The sequence below is a fragment of the Holdemanella biformis DSM 3989 genome (assembly GCF_000156655.1).
GTDB classification, from domain to species: Bacteria; Bacillota_I; Bacilli_A; order Erysipelotrichales; family Erysipelotrichaceae; genus Holdemanella; species Holdemanella biformis.
The window spans coordinates 78,459-100,935 of record NZ_DS996850.1 but is presented as its reverse complement, the minus strand read 5'-3'; the positions used below and the strand labels follow the sequence as shown (position 1 = coordinate 100,935).

Annotated in this window: 24 protein-coding genes and 1 pseudogene; 24 read left to right on the top strand and 1 reads right to left on the bottom strand. The window is 35.2% G+C overall.

Annotated elements, in window-relative coordinates:
• From EUBIFOR_RS11030 to dnaJ, 5 genes and pseudogenes are all read left to right on the top strand, one after another.
• Positions 1-301, top strand: a pseudogene (locus EUBIFOR_RS11030) (hypothetical protein); the annotation flags it as partial.
• Positions 302-604: 303 nt separating this feature from the next.
• The gene (hrcA, locus tag EUBIFOR_RS11025) at positions 605-1,657 is read left to right on the top strand and encodes a heat-inducible transcriptional repressor HrcA (protein WP_003866149.1); all 1,053 of its coding nucleotides are present in this window, start codon (positions 605-607) and stop codon (positions 1,655-1,657) included.
• Positions 1,638-2,189, top strand: a complete 552-nt coding sequence (gene grpE, locus EUBIFOR_RS11020; RefSeq protein ID WP_003866148.1) for a nucleotide exchange factor GrpE — start codon at positions 1,638-1,640, stop codon at positions 2,187-2,189. The genes hrcA and grpE overlap by 20 nt, the downstream gene beginning before the upstream one ends.
• Positions 2,190-2,202: 13 nt before the next feature.
• A complete protein-coding gene (gene dnaK / locus EUBIFOR_RS11015) occupies positions 2,203-4,008 on the top strand; it encodes a molecular chaperone DnaK (protein WP_003866147.1) in 1,806 nt (601 codons plus the stop codon).
• Between the two features lie 67 nt (positions 4,009-4,075).
• Complete coding sequence (dnaJ, locus tag EUBIFOR_RS11010) at positions 4,076-5,188, top strand: molecular chaperone DnaJ (protein ID WP_003866146.1); 1,113 nt, start codon at positions 4,076-4,078, stop codon at positions 5,186-5,188.
• Here dnaJ and EUBIFOR_RS11005 read toward each other — a convergent pair.
• Complete coding sequence (locus EUBIFOR_RS11005) at positions 5,181-5,621, bottom strand: PaaI family thioesterase (RefSeq protein WP_003866145.1); 441 nt, start codon at positions 5,619-5,621, stop codon at positions 5,181-5,183. The two genes, dnaJ and EUBIFOR_RS11005, sit on opposite strands and share 8 nt — an antisense overlap.
• A gap of 79 nt (positions 5,622-5,700) precedes the next feature.
• On the opposite strand from EUBIFOR_RS11005, the gene EUBIFOR_RS11000 reads away from it, so the two are divergent.
• The 19 genes from EUBIFOR_RS11000 to EUBIFOR_RS12835 all read left to right on the top strand — a co-directional run.
• Positions 5,701-6,243, top strand: coding sequence for a hypothetical protein (locus tag EUBIFOR_RS11000; protein WP_003866144.1), 543 nt, complete (start codon positions 5,701-5,703; stop codon positions 6,241-6,243).
• Positions 6,243-7,016, top strand: a complete 774-nt coding sequence (locus tag EUBIFOR_RS10995; protein WP_003866143.1) for an HAD-IIB family hydrolase — start codon at positions 6,243-6,245, stop codon at positions 7,014-7,016. Before EUBIFOR_RS11000 ends, EUBIFOR_RS10995 begins: the two co-directional genes overlap by 1 nt.
• On the top strand, positions 7,009-7,335 hold the full coding sequence (locus EUBIFOR_RS10990; protein ID WP_003866142.1) for a hypothetical protein: 327 nt from the start codon (positions 7,009-7,011) through the stop codon (positions 7,333-7,335). The genes EUBIFOR_RS10995 and EUBIFOR_RS10990 overlap by 8 nt, the downstream gene beginning before the upstream one ends.
• A gap of 48 nt (positions 7,336-7,383) precedes the next feature.
• The gene (locus tag EUBIFOR_RS10985; protein ID WP_003866141.1) at positions 7,384-8,364 is read left to right on the top strand and encodes a sugar ABC transporter substrate-binding protein; all 981 of its coding nucleotides are present in this window, start codon (positions 7,384-7,386) and stop codon (positions 8,362-8,364) included.
• The gene (locus tag EUBIFOR_RS10980) at positions 8,361-9,671 is read left to right on the top strand and encodes a sensor histidine kinase (protein WP_003866140.1); all 1,311 of its coding nucleotides are present in this window, start codon (positions 8,361-8,363) and stop codon (positions 9,669-9,671) included. The genes EUBIFOR_RS10985 and EUBIFOR_RS10980 overlap by 4 nt, the downstream gene beginning before the upstream one ends.
• A complete protein-coding gene (locus tag EUBIFOR_RS10975; RefSeq protein ID WP_003866139.1) occupies positions 9,664-10,317 on the top strand; it encodes a response regulator transcription factor in 654 nt (217 codons plus the stop codon). The genes EUBIFOR_RS10980 and EUBIFOR_RS10975 overlap by 8 nt, the downstream gene beginning before the upstream one ends.
• Positions 10,317-11,621: an ABC transporter substrate-binding protein gene (locus EUBIFOR_RS10970; protein WP_003866138.1), complete on the top strand. Its 1,305-nt coding sequence runs from the start codon at positions 10,317-10,319 to the stop codon at positions 11,619-11,621. Before EUBIFOR_RS10975 ends, EUBIFOR_RS10970 begins: the two co-directional genes overlap by 1 nt.
• 235 nt (positions 11,622-11,856) lie before the next feature.
• On the top strand, positions 11,857-12,285 hold the full coding sequence (locus EUBIFOR_RS10965; protein ID WP_003866137.1) for a PTS sugar transporter subunit IIA: 429 nt from the start codon (positions 11,857-11,859) through the stop codon (positions 12,283-12,285).
• A gap of 55 nt (positions 12,286-12,340) precedes the next feature.
• Positions 12,341-12,832: a PTS sugar transporter subunit IIB gene (locus EUBIFOR_RS10960; protein WP_003866136.1), complete on the top strand. Its 492-nt coding sequence runs from the start codon at positions 12,341-12,343 to the stop codon at positions 12,830-12,832.
• Between the two features lie 54 nt (positions 12,833-12,886).
• Positions 12,887-13,726 carry a PTS sugar transporter subunit IIC gene (locus EUBIFOR_RS10955; RefSeq protein ID WP_003866135.1) on the top strand — a complete coding sequence of 280 codons (840 nt, stop codon included), beginning with the start codon at positions 12,887-12,889 and terminating at the stop codon, positions 13,724-13,726.
• 2 nt (positions 13,727-13,728) lie between these two features.
• Positions 13,729-14,559, top strand: a complete 831-nt coding sequence (locus EUBIFOR_RS10950) for a PTS system mannose/fructose/sorbose family transporter subunit IID (protein ID WP_003866134.1) — start codon at positions 13,729-13,731, stop codon at positions 14,557-14,559.
• A gap of 90 nt (positions 14,560-14,649) precedes the next feature.
• Positions 14,650-14,967 (top strand): hypothetical protein, encoded by a 318-nt coding sequence (locus EUBIFOR_RS10945; protein ID WP_003866133.1) that lies wholly within the window; start codon positions 14,650-14,652, stop codon positions 14,965-14,967.
• 281 nt (positions 14,968-15,248) lie between these two features.
• Positions 15,249-16,307 carry a glycosyltransferase family 4 protein gene (locus tag EUBIFOR_RS10940; protein WP_040466529.1) on the top strand — a complete coding sequence of 353 codons (1,059 nt, stop codon included), beginning with the start codon at positions 15,249-15,251 and terminating at the stop codon, positions 16,305-16,307.
• A gap of 8 nt (positions 16,308-16,315) precedes the next feature.
• Positions 16,316-17,356 (top strand): lysylphosphatidylglycerol synthase transmembrane domain-containing protein, encoded by a 1,041-nt coding sequence (locus EUBIFOR_RS10935; RefSeq protein WP_003866131.1) that lies wholly within the window; start codon positions 16,316-16,318, stop codon positions 17,354-17,356.
• Positions 17,357-17,359: 3 nt separating this feature from the next.
• The gene (locus tag EUBIFOR_RS10930) at positions 17,360-19,327 is read left to right on the top strand and encodes a glycosyltransferase (protein ID WP_003866130.1); all 1,968 of its coding nucleotides are present in this window, start codon (positions 17,360-17,362) and stop codon (positions 19,325-19,327) included.
• The gene (locus EUBIFOR_RS10925; protein WP_003866129.1) at positions 19,324-20,262 is read left to right on the top strand and encodes a 3'-5' exoribonuclease YhaM family protein; all 939 of its coding nucleotides are present in this window, start codon (positions 19,324-19,326) and stop codon (positions 20,260-20,262) included. Before EUBIFOR_RS10930 ends, EUBIFOR_RS10925 begins: the two co-directional genes overlap by 4 nt.
• The gene (rimO, locus tag EUBIFOR_RS10920; RefSeq protein ID WP_003866128.1) at positions 20,259-21,557 is read left to right on the top strand and encodes a 30S ribosomal protein S12 methylthiotransferase RimO; all 1,299 of its coding nucleotides are present in this window, start codon (positions 20,259-20,261) and stop codon (positions 21,555-21,557) included. Before EUBIFOR_RS10925 ends, rimO begins: the two co-directional genes overlap by 4 nt.
• Positions 21,542-22,003, top strand: a complete 462-nt coding sequence (locus EUBIFOR_RS10915; RefSeq protein ID WP_003866127.1) for a DNA-deoxyinosine glycosylase — start codon at positions 21,542-21,544, stop codon at positions 22,001-22,003. Before rimO ends, EUBIFOR_RS10915 begins: the two co-directional genes overlap by 16 nt.
• Positions 21,996-22,477: dUTP diphosphatase (locus tag EUBIFOR_RS12835; RefSeq protein WP_003866126.1), on the top strand; the 482-nt coding region annotated here is incomplete at its 3' end. The genes EUBIFOR_RS10915 and EUBIFOR_RS12835, both read left to right, overlap by 8 nt.

Below are 22,477 nucleotides of genomic sequence, written 5' to 3'. Positions count from 1 at the left end.
TTACCAGAAAAATGAAAAGGGTGATGTAAAAGTGTGTAGAGCATTAGATGAAATGTTTGAAGAATCGACAAACAAAGGAATCCAGATGGGTATCAAGCAAGGTATTAAACAAGGCATTGAACAAGGAATTGAACAAGGAATTGAGCAAGGTATTGAACAAGGTATTGAACGTGGTGTAAAAAACACACAAATCAAAATAGCGATTAAAATGCTTGTAAGAAATAATCAAACGCTTGAAGAAATATCTGAGATTGTTGGATTAGATTTAGATGCATTAAGAGAACTAAAAAAAAATATTTGATTGAATGGATGTGCAATCACATCCATTCTTTACAAGAAAAGTGACAAAGGCATTGCACTAAATCGATTTGAAGTATATTAAGTTATACTAGACAAAGGTTTCAGCGTTAAAGTTATCGCATCCATCTTCTCAGTGAGTGAAGAATTGATTAAAAAGATTTTGATTCATGTTTAGTGATAGGGGTACGAATATTCGTATCCTTAATTTTTGATTGAAATTTAGCACTCAAATGTTGACGGTGCTAAAAATTGTGATATACTAATAGCAGACAAGGAAAATGAGTGCTAGAAGGAGGCCTTCACAATGGAAATCACACAACGTCAAAAGATAATCTTTAAAACAATAGTTGAAGAGTTCACTCGTTGTGCAGAACCAGTTGGTTCGAAGACATTGATGGAACTTTTAGATTTCCCGGTTTCATCTGCAACCATCCGTAATGAGATGGCGACACTTGAGAAGTTAGGGTTGTTAGAGAAGACACATACTTCGAGCGGCCGAATTCCGAGTCAAAAAGGCTACAGGTACTATGTTGAACATCTTATGGAAGCGGATTTGGATGTTTCTACAAAGAATGCTTTACAGCAAGTCTTTAGTGAAAGACATTATTCGTTAGAAGAAGTTGTTCAAAAAAGCTGTGACATTTTGTCACATATGACAAATTTAACGAGTGTTGTTCTAGGACCTGATAGCAGGCATCAGACTTTACAACATGTACAGTTGATTCCAATCAACAATCAAAGTGCTGTTGCGATCATTGTCACAGATCAAGGACATACAGAAAATAAAGTGTTCCAATTTGGTACAGATGTATCTATGCAGGATATTCAAAATTGTACAGATTTATTAAATGATCAATTAGTGGGAACGCCAATTGAAAATGTTGTTGATAAAATGAAAGAAATTGAACCGATGATGGCGGCAAAACTTGTTCGACATGAAGTTTTGTTTGAAGCGTTCGTTTCAGCCTTTATGCGATTTGCGACTGAAAAAGTTGCGGTTTCTGGACGAAGCAATATGTTGTATCAGCCAGAATTTAGTGACATTAACAAGTTGAAACAAATGATGCGTATATTGGAAAATGGAAATTTATTCCACCAATGGACGGATCAAGAGGGAAATGTAGCAATCCAGATTGGTGAAAGAAACGAGTTGTTACAAATTGGAGATTGTTCGGTATTAACAACAAAATTCCATTATAACAGCGATGAGGAAGGACAATTAATGGTTGTTGGTCCAAATCGAATGCAGTATTCCAAGGTCGTAGCCTTGATGGATTATATGTCAAATGTCATCGAAGACGTCTTTGGGACAGACAAAAATAAAGGAGGTGCCAACGATGAGCAAAGAAGAAAATAAAGAAGTAAAAGAAGAAGTTGTTGAAGAAGTAGCTGAAGAAACAGCTGAAGATGTAGTTGAAGAAAAGAAAGAACCTGATTCAGACGAAATCATTGAAGGTTTGAAGGCAGAACTTGACAAGGCAAAAAATGATGTAGCACGTGCTTATGCAGATACAGAAAACATGAAGAAACGTCTACAGAAAGATGCAGATACAGCTCGAAAATATCGCTTCCAACAGCCAGCAACGGAAATCTTGCCAATTCTTGATTCAATGGAAATGGCTTTGAAAGTACAAACCGAGGATGAAGTGATTAAGAATTATGTCAAAGGCTTTGAGATGATTCATAAACAATTGAAAGGTGTGCTGGAAAAAGAAGGCGTACAGGAAATAGATGTAGCCGATAAACCATTTGACCACAATACAATGCAGGCTTTAATGCAAGAGAAAAAAGAAGGCGTTGAAAGTGGAATGGTTATTGAAGTATTACAAAAAGGATATATGTTGAAGGATCGTATTTTACGACCTGCATTAGTAAAAGTAAGCGAATAGGGAGGTAATTATCATGAGTAAAATTATTGGTATTGACTTAGGTACAACAAATAGCTGTGTTGCGGTTATGGAAGGTAAAGATTGTAAAGTAATTCCTAACCCAGAAGGAAATCGTACAACACCAAGTGTTGTTGCGTTCAAAGATGGAGAACGTATTATTGGTGATGCTGCAAAACGTCAGGCAGTCACAAATAAAAACACAATTAGTTCAATTAAGCGTTTGATGGGAACAAATGAAAAAGTAGAAGCAGAAGGAAAATCATATACACCACAAGAAATTAGTGCAATGATCCTTCAATACTTGAAATCATATGCAGAAGATTACTTAGGAGAAAAAGTAACAAAGGCTGTTATCACAGTTCCTGCATACTTCAATGATGCACAACGTCAAGCAACTAAAGATGCTGGTAAAATTGCTGGATTAGAAGTAGAACGTATTATCAACGAACCAACAGCTGCAGCATTGGCTTATGGTATTGATAAAACAGATAAAGAAGAAAAAGTATTGATCTATGACTTAGGTGGAGGTACTTTTGATGTTAGTATCCTTGATTTAGCAGATGGAACATTCGAAGTATTGTCAACAAATGGAGACACTCACTTAGGTGGAGATGACTTTGATAACGTATTAGTAAACTGGATGGTTGATACATTCAAGAAAGATAACGCAATTGACTTGTCACAAGACCCAATGGCAATGCAACGTCTAAAAGAAGCTGCTGAAAAAGCGAAAAAAGATTTAAGTGGTGTAATGCAGACACAAATTAGCTTACCATTTATCTCAGCCGGTCCTGCTGGTCCATTGCACTTTGATGCAACATTAACACGTGCAAAATTTGATGATATGACTAAACATTTAGTAGAACGTACATTGATTCCAATTGAAAACGCATTAAGAGATGCTAAATTGTCTAAATCTGATATTGACGAAGTATTATTAGTTGGTGGATCTACTCGTATTCCAGCTGTTCAAGAAGCAGTACGTAAAGCATTAGGAAAAGATCCTAACCACTCAGTAAACCCAGATGAAGCTGTAGCTATGGGTGCTGCAATCCAAGGTGGAGTTATCTCTGGTGATGTAAATGACGTATTATTACTAGATGTTACACCATTATCATTAGGTATTGAAACTATGGGTGGAGTTATGACCGTATTAATTCCTCGTAACACTACAATTCCAACAAGCAAATCACAGATTTTCTCAACAGCTGCTGATAACCAACCTGCTGTAGATATCCGTGTATTACAAGGTGAACGTCCAATGGCTAACGACAACAAAGAATTAGGAAACTTCCAATTAAATGGAATCGCACCAGCTCGTCGTGGAGTTCCTCAAATCGAAGTTAAGTTTGATATTGATGCCAACGGTATCGTACACGTAAGTGCTACAGATAAGGGTACTGGTAAAGAACAACACATCACAATTCAAAACTCTAGTGGATTGAGTGATGAAGAAATCGATCGTATGGTTCGTGAAGCTGAAGATAACAAGGCTGAAGATGAAAAACGTAAAGAGGAAATTGATTTACGTAACAAAGCTGAAGGTTTCATTGCACAAATCGACGGAATGTTAGAAGACAATAAAGATAAGATTGATCCAAAACAAGCTGAAGAAACTAAGAAATTGCGTGATGATCTACAAAAATCTTTAGATGAAAATAACATGGAAGAAGTTAAAACAAAATTAGACATGCTTGAAAAAGCTGCAATGCAAGCAGGACAAGCAATGTACAACCAACCAAATGGTGATGCAGCTTCACAATCAACACAAACTCATTCAGGTGATGATGTAGTTGACGGTGAATTCACTGAGAAGTAAAATAAATAAGCAACATTTGAAGTTCTAGCCACGCTAGAACTTCTTCGTATCGTATGGAGGGATTCACATGGCAGAAAAACGTGACTATTATGAAGTGCTTGGTGTCAGTAAAAGTGCGACACCAGATGAAATTAAAAAGGCCTATCGAAAATTGGCCATGAAATATCACCCCGATCGAAATCATGAACCTGGAGCTGAAGATAAGTTCAAGGAAATCAATGAAGCTTATGAAGTATTAAGTGATGAGAAAAAGCGTGCTACCTATGATCAATTTGGTCATGCGGGCATGGATGGAGCCTTTGGACAAGGTGGTGGATTCTCTGGTGGATTCACAGACTTTTCAGATTTAGGAGACATCTTCGGTTCGTTCTTTGGTGGAGGATTTGGCGGTGGAGGATCTCGCCGTTCAAGCAATCAACCTCGACAAGGACAAGACCGTTACATGCAGATGCGTATTGATTTCATGGATTCAATTTTTGGCAAAACAGAAACAATTTCATTGGATGTCGATGAAACATGTAAACACTGTAATGGATCTGGAGCTGAAAGCCCAAGAGATGTGCAGACATGTCCTACATGCCATGGTTCTGGATATGTTATGTCTCAACAAAGAACACCTTTTGGTGTGATTCAGCAACAAAGTGTATGTCCGGATTGTCATGGTACAGGTAAAAAAGTTACACGTGCATGCTCACATTGTCATGGCAAAGGATATGAGCATCGTCGTGTAAAATTGGATATTAAAATTCCAGCAGGAATTCAATCTGGTCAACAGATTCGTATTCCACAAAAAGGCGAAAGAGGATCAAACGGAGGACCTAATGGAGATTTATATATCGAAATTATGGTTACACCACATCCAACTTTCAAACGCGAAGACAATAATATCTTCATCAAAGTTCCAATCAGTTCAATTGATGCAACGATTGGTTGTACAATTCAAGTGCCAACTGTATATGGAGATGTAGAATTAAAGATCCCTGAAGGAACACAACCAAACACTAAATTCCGTCTAAAAGGAAAAGGTGTAAAATCGCGTTCAGGAGAAGGGGATGAATTTGTAGAAGTTCAGGTTGAAATTCCACGTAAAGTATCTCGAAGAGAAAGAGAGTTATACGAAGAATTAAAATCTGGGCAAGCTGAATCTCCTTTTGAAAGATTCAAAAGAGCGTTTAAGTAAATGAAAAGAGCTCTTTCTTTTTTTTCATCTTGTCTGAATCTAAGAAAAACATTGTGAATGTAGCTCTTGAAAGAAGTACATTTTCATCATTAAAGATAAATACTTCATAAACTCCGGTTGTTCTTCCACTTGAAATTTCTTGTGCAATCCCAATCAATTTGCCACCACGACCAGGCTTAATATAATTGATTGTACCTGTAAGTGTAACGCTATCTCTTCCTGTCGCAAAGCTTGCTGCTCCAGCGACTGTATCTGCCAAAGAGAATAGGGCTCCACCATGGACAAAGCCATGTATATTTAGAATTTGTTCATCAATAATCATTTCTACTTTCGCAAAACCATGTCGTACTTCTGTAACACGCATGTCATTGCTTTGAAGAAATTGACTCGAACTATTTAAACGATCCATTAACGCGTGCATATTTTCTTCCATAAACTACCTCCAACAATGCTTTTATTATAGCATGAAATGATGATATAATGCTTATTGTGGTTAAGAAGGAGAATGATTTATGGATTCAAATAATATATTTTTTAAAGTTATTGTGGGTGTAGTATTAGTTGGATATATGGCATTCATTTTTTATCAAAGCTTAAAAGGTGGAATTGCCTACAAAAAAGAATTTGAAAACTTTAAAAATTCACATAAACATTACGAAACAATGGTAGATGGTGGATATTGGGTATGGGTCATGGTTGCGATGGCTGTTGTGGCATTTGTTTTAATGTTTATGGCACCAAAATTAGCTTCCAATGGACAAACCTATTATTACTATTTAGCGTATGGATGTATTGGATTGGTATTCTTAGGATTGTCTATTGATTCATATACACATCGTCGTGTTTATTTTACAGAAGATGGCTTCTTTTTTGAAGATACATATTATCGTTATCGCATGCTTGCAAATTTTGAATTTAAAAATGGTGTCATTACACATAATTGCACAGTGTTAATGAGCAATCGTGATAAAATTGTTGTTACTAAGAAAATTGGTGAAAAGCTACAGGAAAAACAAAAAGCATTTAAAAAAGCAAAGAAAGAGCGTCATAAATAATGTTGTTTTTATCCGATTTAGATGGAACTTTAATGGATTCAAATGGAACTATTACAGAAGAAGACGTGAATTCAATATATCAATGGACACAAAAACATTCATTTGGATTTGTGACAGGAAGAGATCATGCTTTTTGTATGGAACTTGCTTCTAAATATCAATTGTCATGTGAATATATGATTACAGATAATGGGGCAAACGCCTATTATAAAGATCAGAATGTGTATTCTTCTTTAATTGATTTAGATGATGGAATACAAATGTGTAAAGAGATCCTAAAATATAATTTGGATTTATTTTATACAGACGAAGTAGGGAATCGCTATTATCCTGTTTCATCTTATGGAAAAGAAAGACTTCATAGTTTTGAAAAGAAACAACCGAGCTTAGGACGATTTTCAAATATAGATATATTGGAATATTTAAATTCACGAGATTTAGGGTTAGCTAAGTTAAGTATGTATGTTGAAAATGACTTAGATTTGTTATTGAATCAATTTAGAGACTTGTTTAAAAACTATGAAGTAATGGCTACTTCAAAAGATTATATTGAGATCACAAAAAAAGGTACAAACAAATGGGAAGCCTTTTGTCATTTACCTGTCGAAGATGCGATTTTTATTGGAGACGGAGAAAATGACTTATGCATATTAAAAAACTTAAAGAATACATATGTCATGGATCATGCACCTGAGAGTTTGAAGGTATATGGCGTGTGTGTAAAGAGTGTAGCTCAAGCTATAGATATAGAAAGTAGGAAAGAAAATGTCTAGAAAAAGAAAAAAAGGAGCAAAGGCAACAGCTGCTTCAATGGTAATGGATACTTTGAAAAAAAGAGGGGCAGTAGATGAAAAAAGTGCGGTAGATGTAAGTGCGTTTAAAAATTTGCCTTATGCTACTTCAACAATTAGTTATACAATTTCGAATCTAATAGAAGAAGGTGTTGTTGGTAAAACAAATGATGAAAGATTCTATTATGATGATTTAGGATTTAAAGCTTTAGAAACAAAATTTGTACGTGGATATTCAATGATTTTTATTGTACCTATTGTTATCGCAATCCTTGTATATGTTCTACAAAAAGTGTTATAAAAAAGTGTCGCAGTAATGCGACATTTTCTGTAAGGAAGGGAGATTTGAATGGAGAAGCCAAAATCATTTGCGTATATTATCTTCTGTTTAACGATTTGTCTAGCCTTTGCGATTGGCAGTAATTACTTGATTAATACGACTACGCAATCGAATATGATATATAATTCGACGGAGCCACGTAAGATAGGAGCTACTTATATGACCTACAACAATACGTTTTATTCCGTAATCAATGAGGAAATTTCTAGAATCTTAAAGGAACATGGGGATCAGCTCATCGCTTTGGATTCAGCTATGAGTTTAAAGAAACAAAAGGAACAAATTCACTATTTGATTGAACAACAAGTCGATGCCATAGTAATCGCGCCTGTTGATTATGAGGGGTTAGAAGATTCATTAAAAGAAGCATACAGAAATCGTATTCCTGTGATTGTAGTGGATACGGAAGTAAAACATAATAAGAACATTACTTATAGTATTGTCAGTGATAACTATGATGCGGGTGTTCAATGTGCAAAGGATATGATGCGCAAGCTTGATCATGCTAATATTGTTCTTTTACAACATTCCACGACTCGCTCAGGCTACTTACGTATTAAAGGATTTGAGGATACCATTCAATCCAATGAGAACTATAAAGTGGTCAAGCGTATGGAGTGTGATGGACAATTAGAGGTGGCCATGCCCAAAATGGAATCTTTTATTGAGGAAGGAATCGAATTTGATGTTGTAATGTGTTTGAATGATCCAAGCGCAATGGGGGCAATGGCTGCACTTTCATCAAATAATATATTGAAAGATAAATATGTTTATGGCATTGATGGAACGCCGGAAGCAAAAGAAATGGTTGTAGAAGGTAAAATGGCTGCAACTGTGGCACAATCGCCAAAGACGTTTGGAAAAAAGGCTGGGGAGGTAATTTATAAGTTGTTTTCGCAAGAAACAATTAAGAATAAAAATGAAATGAGTCCTGTGCAAATCATCACAAAAGAGAATGTTCAAGATTATTCTACGGAGGGCTGGCAATGATACAAGATATTAAAAAATATAATGTATGGCTTGTCTATGTCTGTATGTGGGTTTTTAGTTTTTTTACTGTGTGGTACACCGCAATTGTGATGTATTATACGTTGGTACATGTGACAAAAAGTGGCTATGCATCCGATTTTATAAAAAATATATCTACACTTTCCAATGTTCCAATGCGTTCTTTTTATATCTCTATATTTATGTTTATTGCGTTATTTTGTTTTGTGTCCATTCGTCCAAAACTCAAATTTTTTTATCATCACCAAATGATTCCTATCTTTATTGAGTTAGGATTCAGTTTGATTTTGATGAAGAATATCTCCTTTAGTGCAACATGTATCTTATTTATCGTCATTGCCGATTGTTTGATGTATGTAGATAAACCTTTTGATCGTTCAATTTGCATCATACTTGTCTTTTTGGCATATATGTTTTCAAATTATGGATATTTATCCAATTATATTCCTATGATTTCATTCCAGGAATATTTGTCTGTATATAATTCAAGAACACAAGGCTTATTGATGGGTATTGAGGTTACTTTAACCAATTTAAATATTGTATTATTTATTGCCTATATATTCTTGTATTTACAAAAGCAGATGAATGAAACACAAAAGTTCGCTTCATTAAATGCTGAATTGAAACGCTTGAATATTCAACTAAAGGGTTATGCGAATTTGCGTGAAAAAATGGGTGAAACCAAAGAAAGAAACCGTCTTGCCCGTGAAATTCATGATACATTAGGGCATACTTTAACGGGATTAAGTGTTGGTCTTGAGGCTTGTCAGGTGATGATTGATAGGGATGTCAATGTCACAAAAGCACAATTGGGTATTTTGCAAGAGAGCGCAAAACGAGGCTTAACAGATGTCAGGCGTTCAGTGGATAAATTGAAGCCAGATGCGTTAGAACGCTATTCATTAAAAGAAGCTTTAGATATGATGATCATGGATTTTCAAAAATTGACGGATGTAACGATTCTTTATTTGTGTCATTTGCCTTTGGTGAATTTAAATGCAGATGAAGAAGAAATCGTGTATCGTGTAGTTCAAGAAGGAATGACCAATTCTGTAAGGCATGGTCATGCCACAAAAATTTATGTTTCGATTGCGCAAGCCGATAATAATTTGATTATAATTATTGAAGATAATGGTCAAGGATGTAAGGATGTAAATCCAGGCTTTGGTATTCATCATTTGACGGAACGTATTAATTTATTACAGGGACGAATTCGTTATTATGGCGATAATGGATTTGAGTTAATTGTAGAAATACCAATGAGAAGAGGAGAGAATAATGGTTAAAATTATGATTGCGGATGATCAGCAGCTCATTCGAGAAAGCTTAAAGATTATTTTAGATTCGGATCCAAGTTTTGAAGTTGTAAAAGTGGTTGGTAGTGGGCAAGAAGTATTAGATTCATTAAAAACAGAAAGTGTAGATATTATCTTGATGGATGTGCGTATGCCAAATATGAGTGGCGTGGATTGTACGCGAATTGTGAAGAAAGAATATCCAAATATAAAAGTTATAATATTAACAACATTTGATGATGACGAATATATTTATGATGCTTTAAAATATGGCGCAAGCGGTTATCTTTTAAAGGGTTGTTCCTTAGAAGAATTGAGTTCAGCTATTCATAGTGTATTATCTGGGGGAGCTTGTTTTAATCCGAATGTGGCAGGAAAAGTTGCACAGTTCTTTTCGCAAATGGCAAACTCGAATTCGGAATTTAGTTTTGAGCATGAGGAAGATTTTGACTTGAGTGATACAGAATGTAAAATCATTGCACAAATTGGGCATGGCTATTCGAATAAAGAAATTGCTCAAAAGCTTGGATTTAGTGAGGGTACGATTCGCAACTATTTAAGTGTGATTTTGGACAAATTGGATTTAAGAGATCGCACACAATTGGCTATTTGGTATTTGTCTAGGGGAAATAAATAATGGTGAGAAAAAGATTAAGAACTTTTTTGATAGCCATATTGGTGTGCTGTTTGGCAGCTACATTTTATTATACACAAAAACCCATTGTTTTAACGATAGGTGTATTTGCGGGTAGTAACTGGAATGTGCCAAGTCCATACGGTGGCAAAATTATTGATGATGTGATTGAACGATTTGAGAAAGCACATCCCAATGTGCAAGTGGAATATGTGAGTGGAATCTTAAAAGAGGATTATTCAGATTGGGTTTCAAAGGAAGCTTTAGATGGAAAACTTCCCGATGTGTTTATGGTGTTGAGTGATGATCTTTCTACATATGCTAAGGTGGGAATGTTAGAACCACTAGATACATATATGCAGACGGATGCAGACTTTAATAAAAATCGCTATTTTTCAACAACATTAAATGCAGGAAATATATATGATCATCAATATGCACTTCCATATGAAAGTTCACCAACTTTGATGTTTGTGAATAAAACGTTATTAGAAGAAAATGGGGTTGCGATTCCAAATGTGAATTGGACTTGGGATGATTTTTATTCAATTTGCGAAAAGTTGACTGTGGATACGGATGGTGATGGAGAAATCGATCAATTTGGAGAGTATGGCTATACTTGGCAAAATGCCCTAAGTTCGAATGGACAGGCGTTGTATGATGAAGAAAGTATGAAGTGTACTTTACAGAAACAAGATGTGTATTCAGCTATTGAATTTGTGCGTCAATTAAATCGTTTAAATCGAAATCAGAATGTGAAAAGTGGATTATTTGATAAAGGGAAGGTTGCCTTTTGTCCAATGATGTTTAGTGAATATAGAACATATAAACCGTATCCTTGGAGCGTTAAAAAATATTCAAGTTTTGAATGGGATTGTCTTCCAATGCCTGCAGGGCCTAGTGGCAATAATGTGTCGCAAATGGATAGTTTACTTTGTGGAATCAGTAAAATGTCCTCTAAGAAAAAAATGGCTTGGGAATTTTTGAAGTTACTTTGTTATGATGAGACAACGCAAGAGAGTTTGTTTAAATATTCGCAGGGTGTTTCTGTGTTAAAGAATGTGTCGACATCCAAAAATGTGACTAAGTATATTCAAGAGGATGCGCCATTGGATTCAAATTATAACTTAGATTTTTTTGATGATATGATGGAACAAGCAATCACGATAAAAAAGCTGGATGGCTATGATCAATTGTATTCGATGGCAGATAGTGAAATTCGAAGAGTTATTGGTACAAATGAGGATATTGAGTTGGCAATGCAAAATTTGAATGATGAATTAAATATATTATTGGAGAAACAGTAGAAAGTTAAATTTCTGCTGTTTTTTGTTTACTTCTAAAAAATGACATTTGTCATCTAAAAGTAGTGACATATGGAAATTGAAAAGGTTTTCATACGGGTTATAATGAATGTGTATTCTATGTGATGCTCATGTTCAAAAGTCGCATAAATGTGTGAAATTATGTGTAATAACACTTGAAAACGCTGACATATTTATTATAAAATATGAGTAAATAAGAAACGCGGAGGTAAAAATAATGAAATATGTAGTTATGGTAAGCCATGGCGAATTTGCACCAGGATTACACAGTGCCGTTAAAATGATGACGGGAGATCGTGAAGATGTATTGTCTACAAGCTTAAAGGACGGAATGAGCGCAGACGAATTTGCATCTAACTTTGCTGAATTGGTTAAAGATTTCAAAGCAGATGACCAAGTCATTTTATTAGCTGATATTTTGAGTGGATCTCCATTCACAAATGCATTGAATGTATTGGATCAAAAAGGATTGCTTCAAAATACTTTAGTAATTGCTGGTATGAATATGCCTCTTGCAATCACTGCTGTATTAATGAAAGATAACTTTGATAATGTACAAGATTTAAAAGATACATTGTTAAGCGAAGGTCGTACAGGATTAACTGATTTTACAGTTGCTTCTGATGATGACGACGAAGATCTATAGGATTTGGCTATAACGCATATAGCGAAGGCATAAACAGAATAAAGGAGGACATATAATGATTAGTTTTATTCGTGTTGATGATCGTATTATCCACGGTCAGATTGTTACAAGATGGTCTAAAGAATACCCTTGTGATGGAATTATCGCAGTTAACGACAAAGCTGCAACTACACCTGTATTGACACAGTCATTCAAGGCTAGTACAGACAAGAAAGTATTTGTTTGGACAAAGGAACACTGGAGAGAAAAAGCAGAAACAGTTAAGAATTCTAATAAAAAATATTTCTTAATTACTAAAAACCCAGTGGATATGAAAGAATTGTTAGTAGACGATGGATTCGTACCTAACGATGTTAAAACAGTAGTTATCGGACCATGTAATGATCGTCCAGGAGCTACAAAATTAGGTCAAAACCAGTCAATTACTCAAGAAGAAGCTGAAGCATGTGAAGCTTTGACAAACGCTGGTTACACAGTATTGTTTGCGTTATTAAAAGAAACTGCAATCGGTACTTGGGACAAATTTAGATCTAAATTTGGTTACTAATAGTGGGAATAGTAAACAGATTGAGATAAATAAAAGAAAAAGGAGAGATTTATAATGAGTTGGTTACAAGCAATTTTAATCGGACTTATGAGTTGTACAGCAGCTAGTACTATCGCTTGCTTAGGTACAACAGTAGGTAACTACACTTTGAACCGTCCTTTAGTTGCATCATTATTCGTAGGTTTGATCCTAGGTGATGTATCTGGATGTATTCAAATTGGTATTCCAATGCAGGTAATGTGGATCGCATTGGTTACACCTGGTGGAACAGTCGCATCTGACTTACGTGCCGTAAGTTACATTGGTATTCCATTGGCTTATGTTGGAGCAAAAGCCGCTGGTATGGATTTTGGAGGAAGTGATGCTCAAGGTTTAGCATCTAGTATCTCAGCCATGACTGGTGTAATCGGTATTACTTTATTCTACGGAACAGCTATGATGAACCTTATTTGGCAACACTGGGGCTGGGCTCAATTGGATAAAGGAAACTTAGATTGTTTAGGAAAAGTTGATGTTGTTCTCCCACTAATTTCACACTTTGTATTATCATTCTTGCCAGTTACTTTACTTTGCTACTATGGATCTGGAGCCGTAGCTGAATTGTTCCAGAGCTTAAATGTTAATGTATGGTATGTAAAAGCTATCTTATCCGTAGGATCAGTACTTCCTGCAGTAGGTATTGGTATCTTGTTAAAATCAGTAGTATCTAAGACTTCTGACTTGATTTACTTCATGTTTGGTTTCGCTTTAGCTGCTTCTATGGGATTAACATTAATTGCTGCTACAGTTGTTGGTGGTGTATTCGCATTGATTAACTACCAAATGACAATGATGAAAGCTACAGGTGCTGTTGGTGGTGCTTCTGTGGATTATGATGACGAGGAGGACATTTAATTATGAAAAAGATTTCTAAGAAAACATTAAATAGTTCTTTCTGGCGTTGGTGGTATGGAAACTTAACATGTTTCTCACATGAACACATGCAGACATTTGGTTACATGTGGTCAATGCTTCCAATCATTAAGGAATTATATCCTTCTCACGAAGAACAATGTGAAAAAATGACGACTTACTATCCATTCTTCAATACTGAACCTCAGATTGGATCTATCGTAGTTGGTATCACAGCTGGTTTGGAAGAAGCTCGTGCAAACGGAGCTGAAGGAATTGATGATGAAATGATCAACGGTATCCGTGCAGGTCTAATGGGACCTTTGGCAGGTATTGGTGACTCATTGATCGTTGGTACATATATTCCTATCTTATTAGGTATCGCATTAGGTTTTGCAGAAGGTGGATCTGTTTTAGGACCTTTATTCTATATCATTGTATGGAATTTAACTTCAATTTGGTTCCAGAAATTCGTATACTTCAAAGGTTATGAATTAGGTGGTAGTGCTGTTGAATTGTTAGTAGGACAAAAAGCGACTGCGTTCCGTGAATCTGTACTAGTTATGGGACAAGTTATCGTTGGTGCGATGGCTGCTTCTTGGGTATCAATTTCAACTAATTATGTAATTGCACAATCTTATGATGCAGAAACTGGTAAATTATCAGACGTAACATTAGGATCTAAATTAGATGGAGCATTCCCTAAGATCTTAACGATGTTATTCGTGTTATTTGCTTGGTGGTTAATGGCTAAGAAAAACATTACTCCAATTAAAGTATTGTTATTGTTCGTAGTTATCGGATTCGTAGGATCTGTTGTAGGATTCTTAGGATAATCACTTAAGACAATTAAAGGCGGGCTTAACTTGTAGAGCCTGTCTTTTTTTCTTATAATATATTTACAATTTTAAAAAGGAGCGTTAATTATGAGTTTGAGCCGCAAAGAAAGAGATCAGCTTGCAGAAGTCATCCAAAGAGAAAATGAAATGGTATTAAAAGTGGGAAGAATGGTCAGAAATGCCTTTATTCTTACTTTGATATTTGGTGCCGTTACATATTGGGGATGGTCTGGAATGACAGATCCAATGTTTCGAAATATTCCTATGAGCGTACGTAATGTAGCTAAATGGATTGCTTTGATTGGTTTGATTTTATCGGGTTTATTTACTGTTTTAGGATTCATTTCTCATAGAAATGGGAAGAAAAGTGTATTAAAGAAGATTGATTTATACGAAGAAAAATAAATTTGTATATTTTGATTAAATTTATTGTGGTATTAACTAAAAATAACAATAATTGTGTCATATGTTAACATAATTTCACATAATATAACTACATCTATCACTTTATTGTTTAGTAATATACTGTTGAGCCAAAGATAGTGGCTCACTTCATAATCAAATTCCCTTTCTTAAAACTTTCTTGAGAAGCCCCGCTAAAGGGGCTTTTCATTTGCTTTTTTGAAAGTTGGACATACAAATAGTAGATGAGATATAATAATAAGGATGAAAGAAGTGTAATTTTTATGGAAGATAAAATACGAATTATAATGTATTCAAGTGCAGATAAAGTGGATGGTCAAGGTGTAGGCAGTGCCTATGAAGAACAGGTCAATCTCATTAAAGAAGGGGCTAGTGATATTTTTGAAGTGGGTATCAACAATTGGATAAAAACACCGGATATTCAGCATTTCCATACAGTGGATCCTACTTTCTATGTAAAGATGCAAAATCATAAGGCCGCTAACATAGCTTATTGTCATTTTTTGCCAGATACTTTAGAAGGTAGCTTAAAGATTCCAGCACCATTATTGAATGTATTCCGTTCTTATTTGATTCAATTTTATAAGAGTGCAGATCGCTTGGTTGTTGTAAATCCAAGCTTTATTGATGCATTAGTAGAATATGGTATTGATCGAGAAAAAATTTATTATATTCCTAACTATGTATCTAAGGAAAAATTCTATCGCAAATCCGATGATGAGTGTGCTACCATTCGAAAAAAGTATGGTGTAGCTAAAGATGCTTTTGTAGTATTGGGTGCAGGACAGGTACAAACGCGTAAGGGTGTGCTTGATTTTGTGAATGTTGCCAAAGAAATGCCAGACGTACAATTTGTATGGGCTGGAGGCTTTTCGTTTGGTCGCATTACAGATGGGTATGAAGAATTAAAGAAGTTACAGGAAAATCCACCGGAAAATTGTAAATTCTTAGGCATTGTTCCTAGAGAAGAAATGGTGGATCTATATAATATGGCGGATGTGCTTTTTGTGCCAAGCTATAATGAATTGTTCCCAATGACTATTTTAGAAGCGGTGAATTTACATGTTCCATTGGTGCTTCGTGATTTGGATTTATATAAAGATATTTTATTTGATCGTTATATGCATGCGAATGATAATGATGGTTTTAAAAATTGTCTGTTAAAGTTGAAAAATGATTCAGATGTATACGCGAAGTATCAAAATGAAAGTCGTTTATTGAGTGAATTCTATTCGAAAGAACACGTATTGAATATGTGGAGAGAATTTTATTTGAGTGCATATAAGGATAAACAAGAGGAATTATTAAATAAGAAAAAATAGGGGTTTTTATGAAAAAACAGAAGTACGCACTAAATCTGTTGCTTATTCTTGCTTTAACGGGATTTGCCCTATGGTTTGCTCTAAAGGATAATTATCAACAAGTTGTAAAGTGCATTTCACAAATGAATCTGTTAAGCCTTGTCATTGTATTATTATGGGGAGTTCTTTTTACTGCGGTATGGGGATTTGTATATTATGTATTAGGAAGAAAATATACAGAGAATTATACACCTGGTAAAGGAATGCTTGTAGCTTTTATTGGTTCTTTCTTTTCAGGTATTACACCAAGTAGTACGGGTGGACAGTTTGTTCAAGCCTATATTATGAAAAAGCAGGGAATTAAAGTGAGTGATGGGGCAAGCTTGTTGTGGGCTGATTTTATTATTTATCAGACCACAATGATGGTTTATGTATCGATTCTGTTTCTTTTGCGTTTTGCATATTATAGTGCTCAATCTGCGTGGTTCAATATTATCTTGTTGGGATATGTTATAAATGCGGTGGTTGTTGTAGCATTATATACGATTGCGTTATTTCCAAACTTATATATCAAGCTTTCGCGTATTTTAGTTCAGCTATTAACAAAGCTACATATATTAAAGAATCCAGAAAAAACGTTGGATTCTTGGACTTTACAAGTGACTAGTTTTACTCGTGAAATTAAGGTGCTCGCAAAAGATAAAAAAAGTATTTTTCTTTGTGTATGTATAAATGTTGTACGTTTATCACTCTATTATTCTTTACCTTTTGTGATTGCACTAGCCTTGCATATTCCACTTAAAATGAATGAATTTATTGATGTTATGGCCTTATCAAGTTTTGTGACAATGGCCAATAGCTTTATTCCAATTCCTGGAGCAAGTGGTGGTACGGAAGTTGTCTTTTCATTATTATTTAATAGCTTAATGAAAGATCTAACGGGTGCTGTACTTGTATTATGGCGTTTTTCTACGTATCACATAGTGCTGATTATTGGTGGAATATTATTTGTATTTGTTAAGAATTATTATGAAAGAAAAGAAAGTAAAATCAATTTAGAAGGGATGTAGGGTATGCGAATTGGATTGTTTACAGATGCATATTTACCAGATATTAATGGGGTTGTTTCGAGTGTGGCAACCCTTAAACACGCTTTAGAAGAGTTAGGACACACTGTGTTTATTATCACAAATCATAAGGGAGTAAAAATTGCAGAAGATGAAGATGGACATATTCTTCGTTTGCCGGGTCTTGAAATAAAAAAATTTTATGGATATAAAATGTCAAGCCCAGTACAATTTACGGCAGATGCCTATATAGAAAAGATGGATCTAGATGTGATTCATATTCAAACTGAGGCGGGTGTGGGTATGTTTGGTCGTCAAATGGCTAAGGTATTACATATTCCAATTGTATATACGTATCATACAATGTATGAGGATTATACGCATTATTTTAATCCGCTTGAATTTGATTCTGTAGAAAAATTAGGCAAAAGTTTTATTCGTGCATTTTCACGTGTCATGGCCAATGGCTCTCAAGCTGTTATTGCACCTAGTGAAAAAACGAAACAAGCATTGATTCAATATGGTGTGATGGCACCTATCTATATTGTTCCAACGGGTTTAGATTTATCGGAATATGATCGTAAAAATTTGGATGAAACAAGAGTTAAAAGGATTCGTGAGGAGTTAGGTTTTAGTCAAGAAGATCATATTGTTGTCTTTGTAGGACGTATTGCTAAGGAAAAGGCGATTGAAATTCCCATCGAAGCGATTTGTAAAAATAAGGATCCGCACTTACATTTGGTTATTGTAGGTGGAGGTACGGATATGGAGTATTATCAGGATCTCGCTAAGAAATATAATGTAGAGAATCGTGTGCATTTTACTGGCAAAATACCTAAGGAAGATATTGCATATTATTATGCAGCTTTTGATTGTTTTGTGTCAGCTAGTTTATCAGAAACACAGGGGATGACATATATTGAGGCTTTGGCTAGTGGCCTTTTAGTTTTTGGCCGTCGTGATGAAGTGTTGAAAGATTTGGTGGATGAAGGCAAATCTGGATATTATTTTGATGATGCCAATGAACTAAGTCAAAAGTGGGATGTTTTCTTTAGTAAATCCAAAGCAGAAAGAGATGCATTAAGAGAATACTGTGTATCAAAAACAGCTCCTTATACAGAGAGTATGTTTGCACATAAGGCTTTGAGTGTTTATAATCAGGCAATTGATGATTATAAGCGTGCATATCATGTGGAACGCATACGTATGGTGGATGATTTTGTGCGTTTAACTGTGATTCGAGATTGCGATAATGAACCAGTCAAAGTAATGATTCCTACAGAGGATTTCTTTGATTTAAAAATCACTAAGGATACAATGTTAGATGCCTATTTGGTTGACAATTATTTGGATATGCAGTTATTCTATAAAGCGTTTGAACTGATGAAGAAGCGTGTGCTTTCAAATGATTATACATCGTATCAGATGATACAGTATGGTAAGCAATATTTAAGTTTGGATGAAGATCAAGCTAAAGAGATTGTGAATGAATTTATTGAACGGCATTGGATTGATGATAAAGACTATGCGTTTGATAAGGCACAAGCCTGGCATTCGTATGGACAGCCCAAAATGCAGATTTATTCAAAATTAAAAAAAGCAGGGGTTCAAGATGATATGATTGATGCAGCACTAGCTTGTCTTGATGAAGAAACAGAGCGTAGCAATGCAACTAAGTTAGCTCGTCGTTTAACGCATTCTATCAAGGAACAGTCGAGTCGTATGCAAAGACAGACTTTAGTCAATAAATTGGTTACGAAGGGATATTCGTTTGAGATTGCCAAACAAGTCTCAGAGTCGATTGAATTGGATGAAAATGATGATGAGGCACTACAAAGAACGATTGCGAAAGCGAAGCGTTTATATGCAACGTTTGATCAGCCAAAGAGAAATCAAAAAATTCAAACGTATTGCGTTCGCAAAGGGTTTAATATATCGGCTATAAAAGAAGTTTTGGAAGGGGAAAATGAATGAGAATTAATGAGATTACACAGGAACAAAAAGTAAATGTTAAGTGTTTGATTTCAAAATGTGACAAGGGAAAAACCGTGAAGGATACGCCTTATTTGTCTTTGATTTTAGAGGATGCAACGGGTGTATTGGATGCAAAATTTTGGAATTTAACGAATGAGCAGATTGAACAATATAAAGCTGGACAAGTTGTAGAAGTGATTGGAGATTCTATCATTCATAGAAATGCAGTTCAGTTGCGCGTAAGAAAGATGACAGTCTTAGAAGATGAGGATATTTCTAATTATGTACGCCTTGCTCCTATGACTCGTACGGAAATGGAAGAGGAAGTAAAGATTTTAATGAATGAAATCACAAATACAAATTTGTATTGTGTGGTTGAAGAAGTGTTAGAAGAAACGAAAGATTTATTTTATACATATCCAGCAGCTACAAGAAACCACCATAATTTTGTGGGAGGACTTGCCTATCATTCTATTAGTATGGCGCGTGTTGCTTTAGACATTTGTAGACAATATACATTCTTGGATAAGGGATTATTGATTGCGGGTATCTTGATGCATGATGTTGGAAAGATTGATGAGTTGAGTGGCCCGGTTCTTCCTGAATATACAAATGAGGGGAATTTGTTGGGGCACATTAGTATTATGAATAATCGTTTGGATCGTGTGGCTGAAAAGCTGGGTGTAAACGATAAAGAGTGTGTTTTATTGTTGAAGCATATGGTTTTGGCACATCATGGAAAGATGGAGTTTGGATCTCCTGTTCTTCCTATGATTCCAGAAGCAGAAGTATTGACTTTGTTAGATAATCTAGATGCTCGTATGTATATGATGAAGCAAAGTTTAGATACAACGCAGCCAGGTCATTTTGGGCCTCGTGTTTTTGCGTTAGAAGGTCGTATGATTTATCATCGAAAAGGAGAAGCTGAAGAATGAAAATAGGTTTTGTATCATTGGGATGTTGTAAAAACTTGGTGGATTCAGAACAAATCATGGGTATGATCAAAAGGGGTGGCCATGAGATTGTGGCTAATCCAAAAGATGCACAGGCTATTATTGTGAATACTTGTGGTTTTATTGAAAGTGCCAAAGAAGAAAGTATTAATACAATTTTTAAGATGGCGCAATATAAAGAGCGTAACTTAGAGAAGTTGATTGTGTGTGGTTGTTTAGCACAAAGATATACAGATACATTAAGGGAAGAAATTCCTGAAATTGATGCGGTTATCCCGATTCGTGAATATGATACTTTGGCAAGTCAACTACAAAAAATTTTGGGTTCAGATACATTATTGGATAAGGCTGAACGAGTGATTTCGGGGAATCCTTGGCAGGCGTATGTGAAGATTAGTGATGGTTGTTCCAATCGTTGTGCCTATTGTGCGATTCCTTTGATTCGTGGAGATCAAAAGTCACGTACAATTGAGGATATTATGGAAGAAGTCAATCATTTGTCAAGTATTGGTGTTAAGGAATTAACATTGATTGCGCAGGATACGACAAAATATGGCTTGGATAATTATGGTGAATTGATGCTTCCTGAATTGTTGCGTCAAGTATCTAAAGTAGAAGAACTTCATTGGATTCGTGTTCTATATATGTATCCCGATGAAATTGTGGATGATGTATTGCAGGCTATGAGCGAAAGTGAAAAAATCGTTCCTTATTTCGATATTCCAATGCAACATGCGAATAATCGTTTATTGAAATTAATGAATCGTAGAGGTCCAAAAGAGGATGTATTAAAGGTTGTGGATAAGATTCATACGATGTTTCCAAATGCGACTTTGCGTACAACTATGATTGTTGGTTTCCCTACAGAAACGGAAGAAGAATTTGAGGAACTTGTAGATTTCATCAAGGAAATAAAATGGGATCGTATGGGTGCTTTCACATATTCGAAGGAAGAAGATACACCTGCTTATGATATGGATGGTCAGATTGATGAAGAAGTTCAAAATGATCGTTTGGCTAGATTGATGGCTGTGCAGGAAGAAATTTCAAAAGAAAAGAATCAAGAAAAGATTGGTAAGGTCATAGAAGTTCTAGTTGAGGAAAAAGAAGGTTTGGTGGATCGTTATCGTGGAAGAAGTGCTGCGGATGCACCGGATGAAGTGGATGGTCAAGTCATCTTTACAAGTGAAGAACCTTTAGAGTTGGGTACTTTTGTGAAGGTAAAGATCACAGATGCCAAGTCTTATGATGTTTATGGAACATGTGTAAGCGAATAGTTGGATTGGATCCCATTGTATTTAAAGATTCTAGAGTGTTGATTTTGGGTTCTATGCCAAGTGTCATTAGTTTAAAAGAACAGATGTATTATGCGAATAAGACAAACCGATTTTGGAAAGTCTTAGAAGCAATTTATCAAGAGAACGATAAGATAAAGTTATTAAAAATATCGCATATTGCACTTTGGGATATTTGTCATTCGTGTATAAGAAAGACGAGTGCGGATAGTGAAATCAAAGATATTGAGCCAAATGATATACAGGAATTGTTGAATAGATATAAGAATATTGAAAAGGTCATTTGTAATGGAAGGACAAGTCAGAATACGATGCAGAAATATTTTCCGAATATTGAAACGGTGTATTGTCCTTCGACTTCAAGTGCCAATGCACAGTTTTCATTAGAACAATTGATTGAAATATATAAGAAGGAGATTTATGAATAAATTATATTGGGCAAAGGTTAAGCCGGATGCGAAGGTTCCGCAAAAACGTTATGAAGATGCAGGGTATGATTTATACCCATGTTTTGAAGAGGATTACATGGTAATTGAGCCTCATGAAACAAAGTTAGTTCCATTAGGTGTAGCGAGTGCATTTGATCCAGAGTTTGTGATGATTCTAAAAGAGCGTGGTTCAACAGGAACAAAGGGGATTGCACAAAGAAGTGGCGTGATTGATTCGGGTTATCGTGGAGAATATATGGCTCCAGTTACAAATTTGAATACAAAGCGTGTAGTTATTAAAAAGCAAGATGTAGAGTATAAGGAAGATGCGATTATTTATCCTTATGAAAAAGCAATTTGTCAAGGTGTATTATTGCGTATGCCTCAATTAGAAAGTGAAGAAATTTCTTTTGAAAAACTTCAGTCTATGGAATCTGAAAGAATGGCTGGAAAACTTGGAAGTTCAGGAAAATA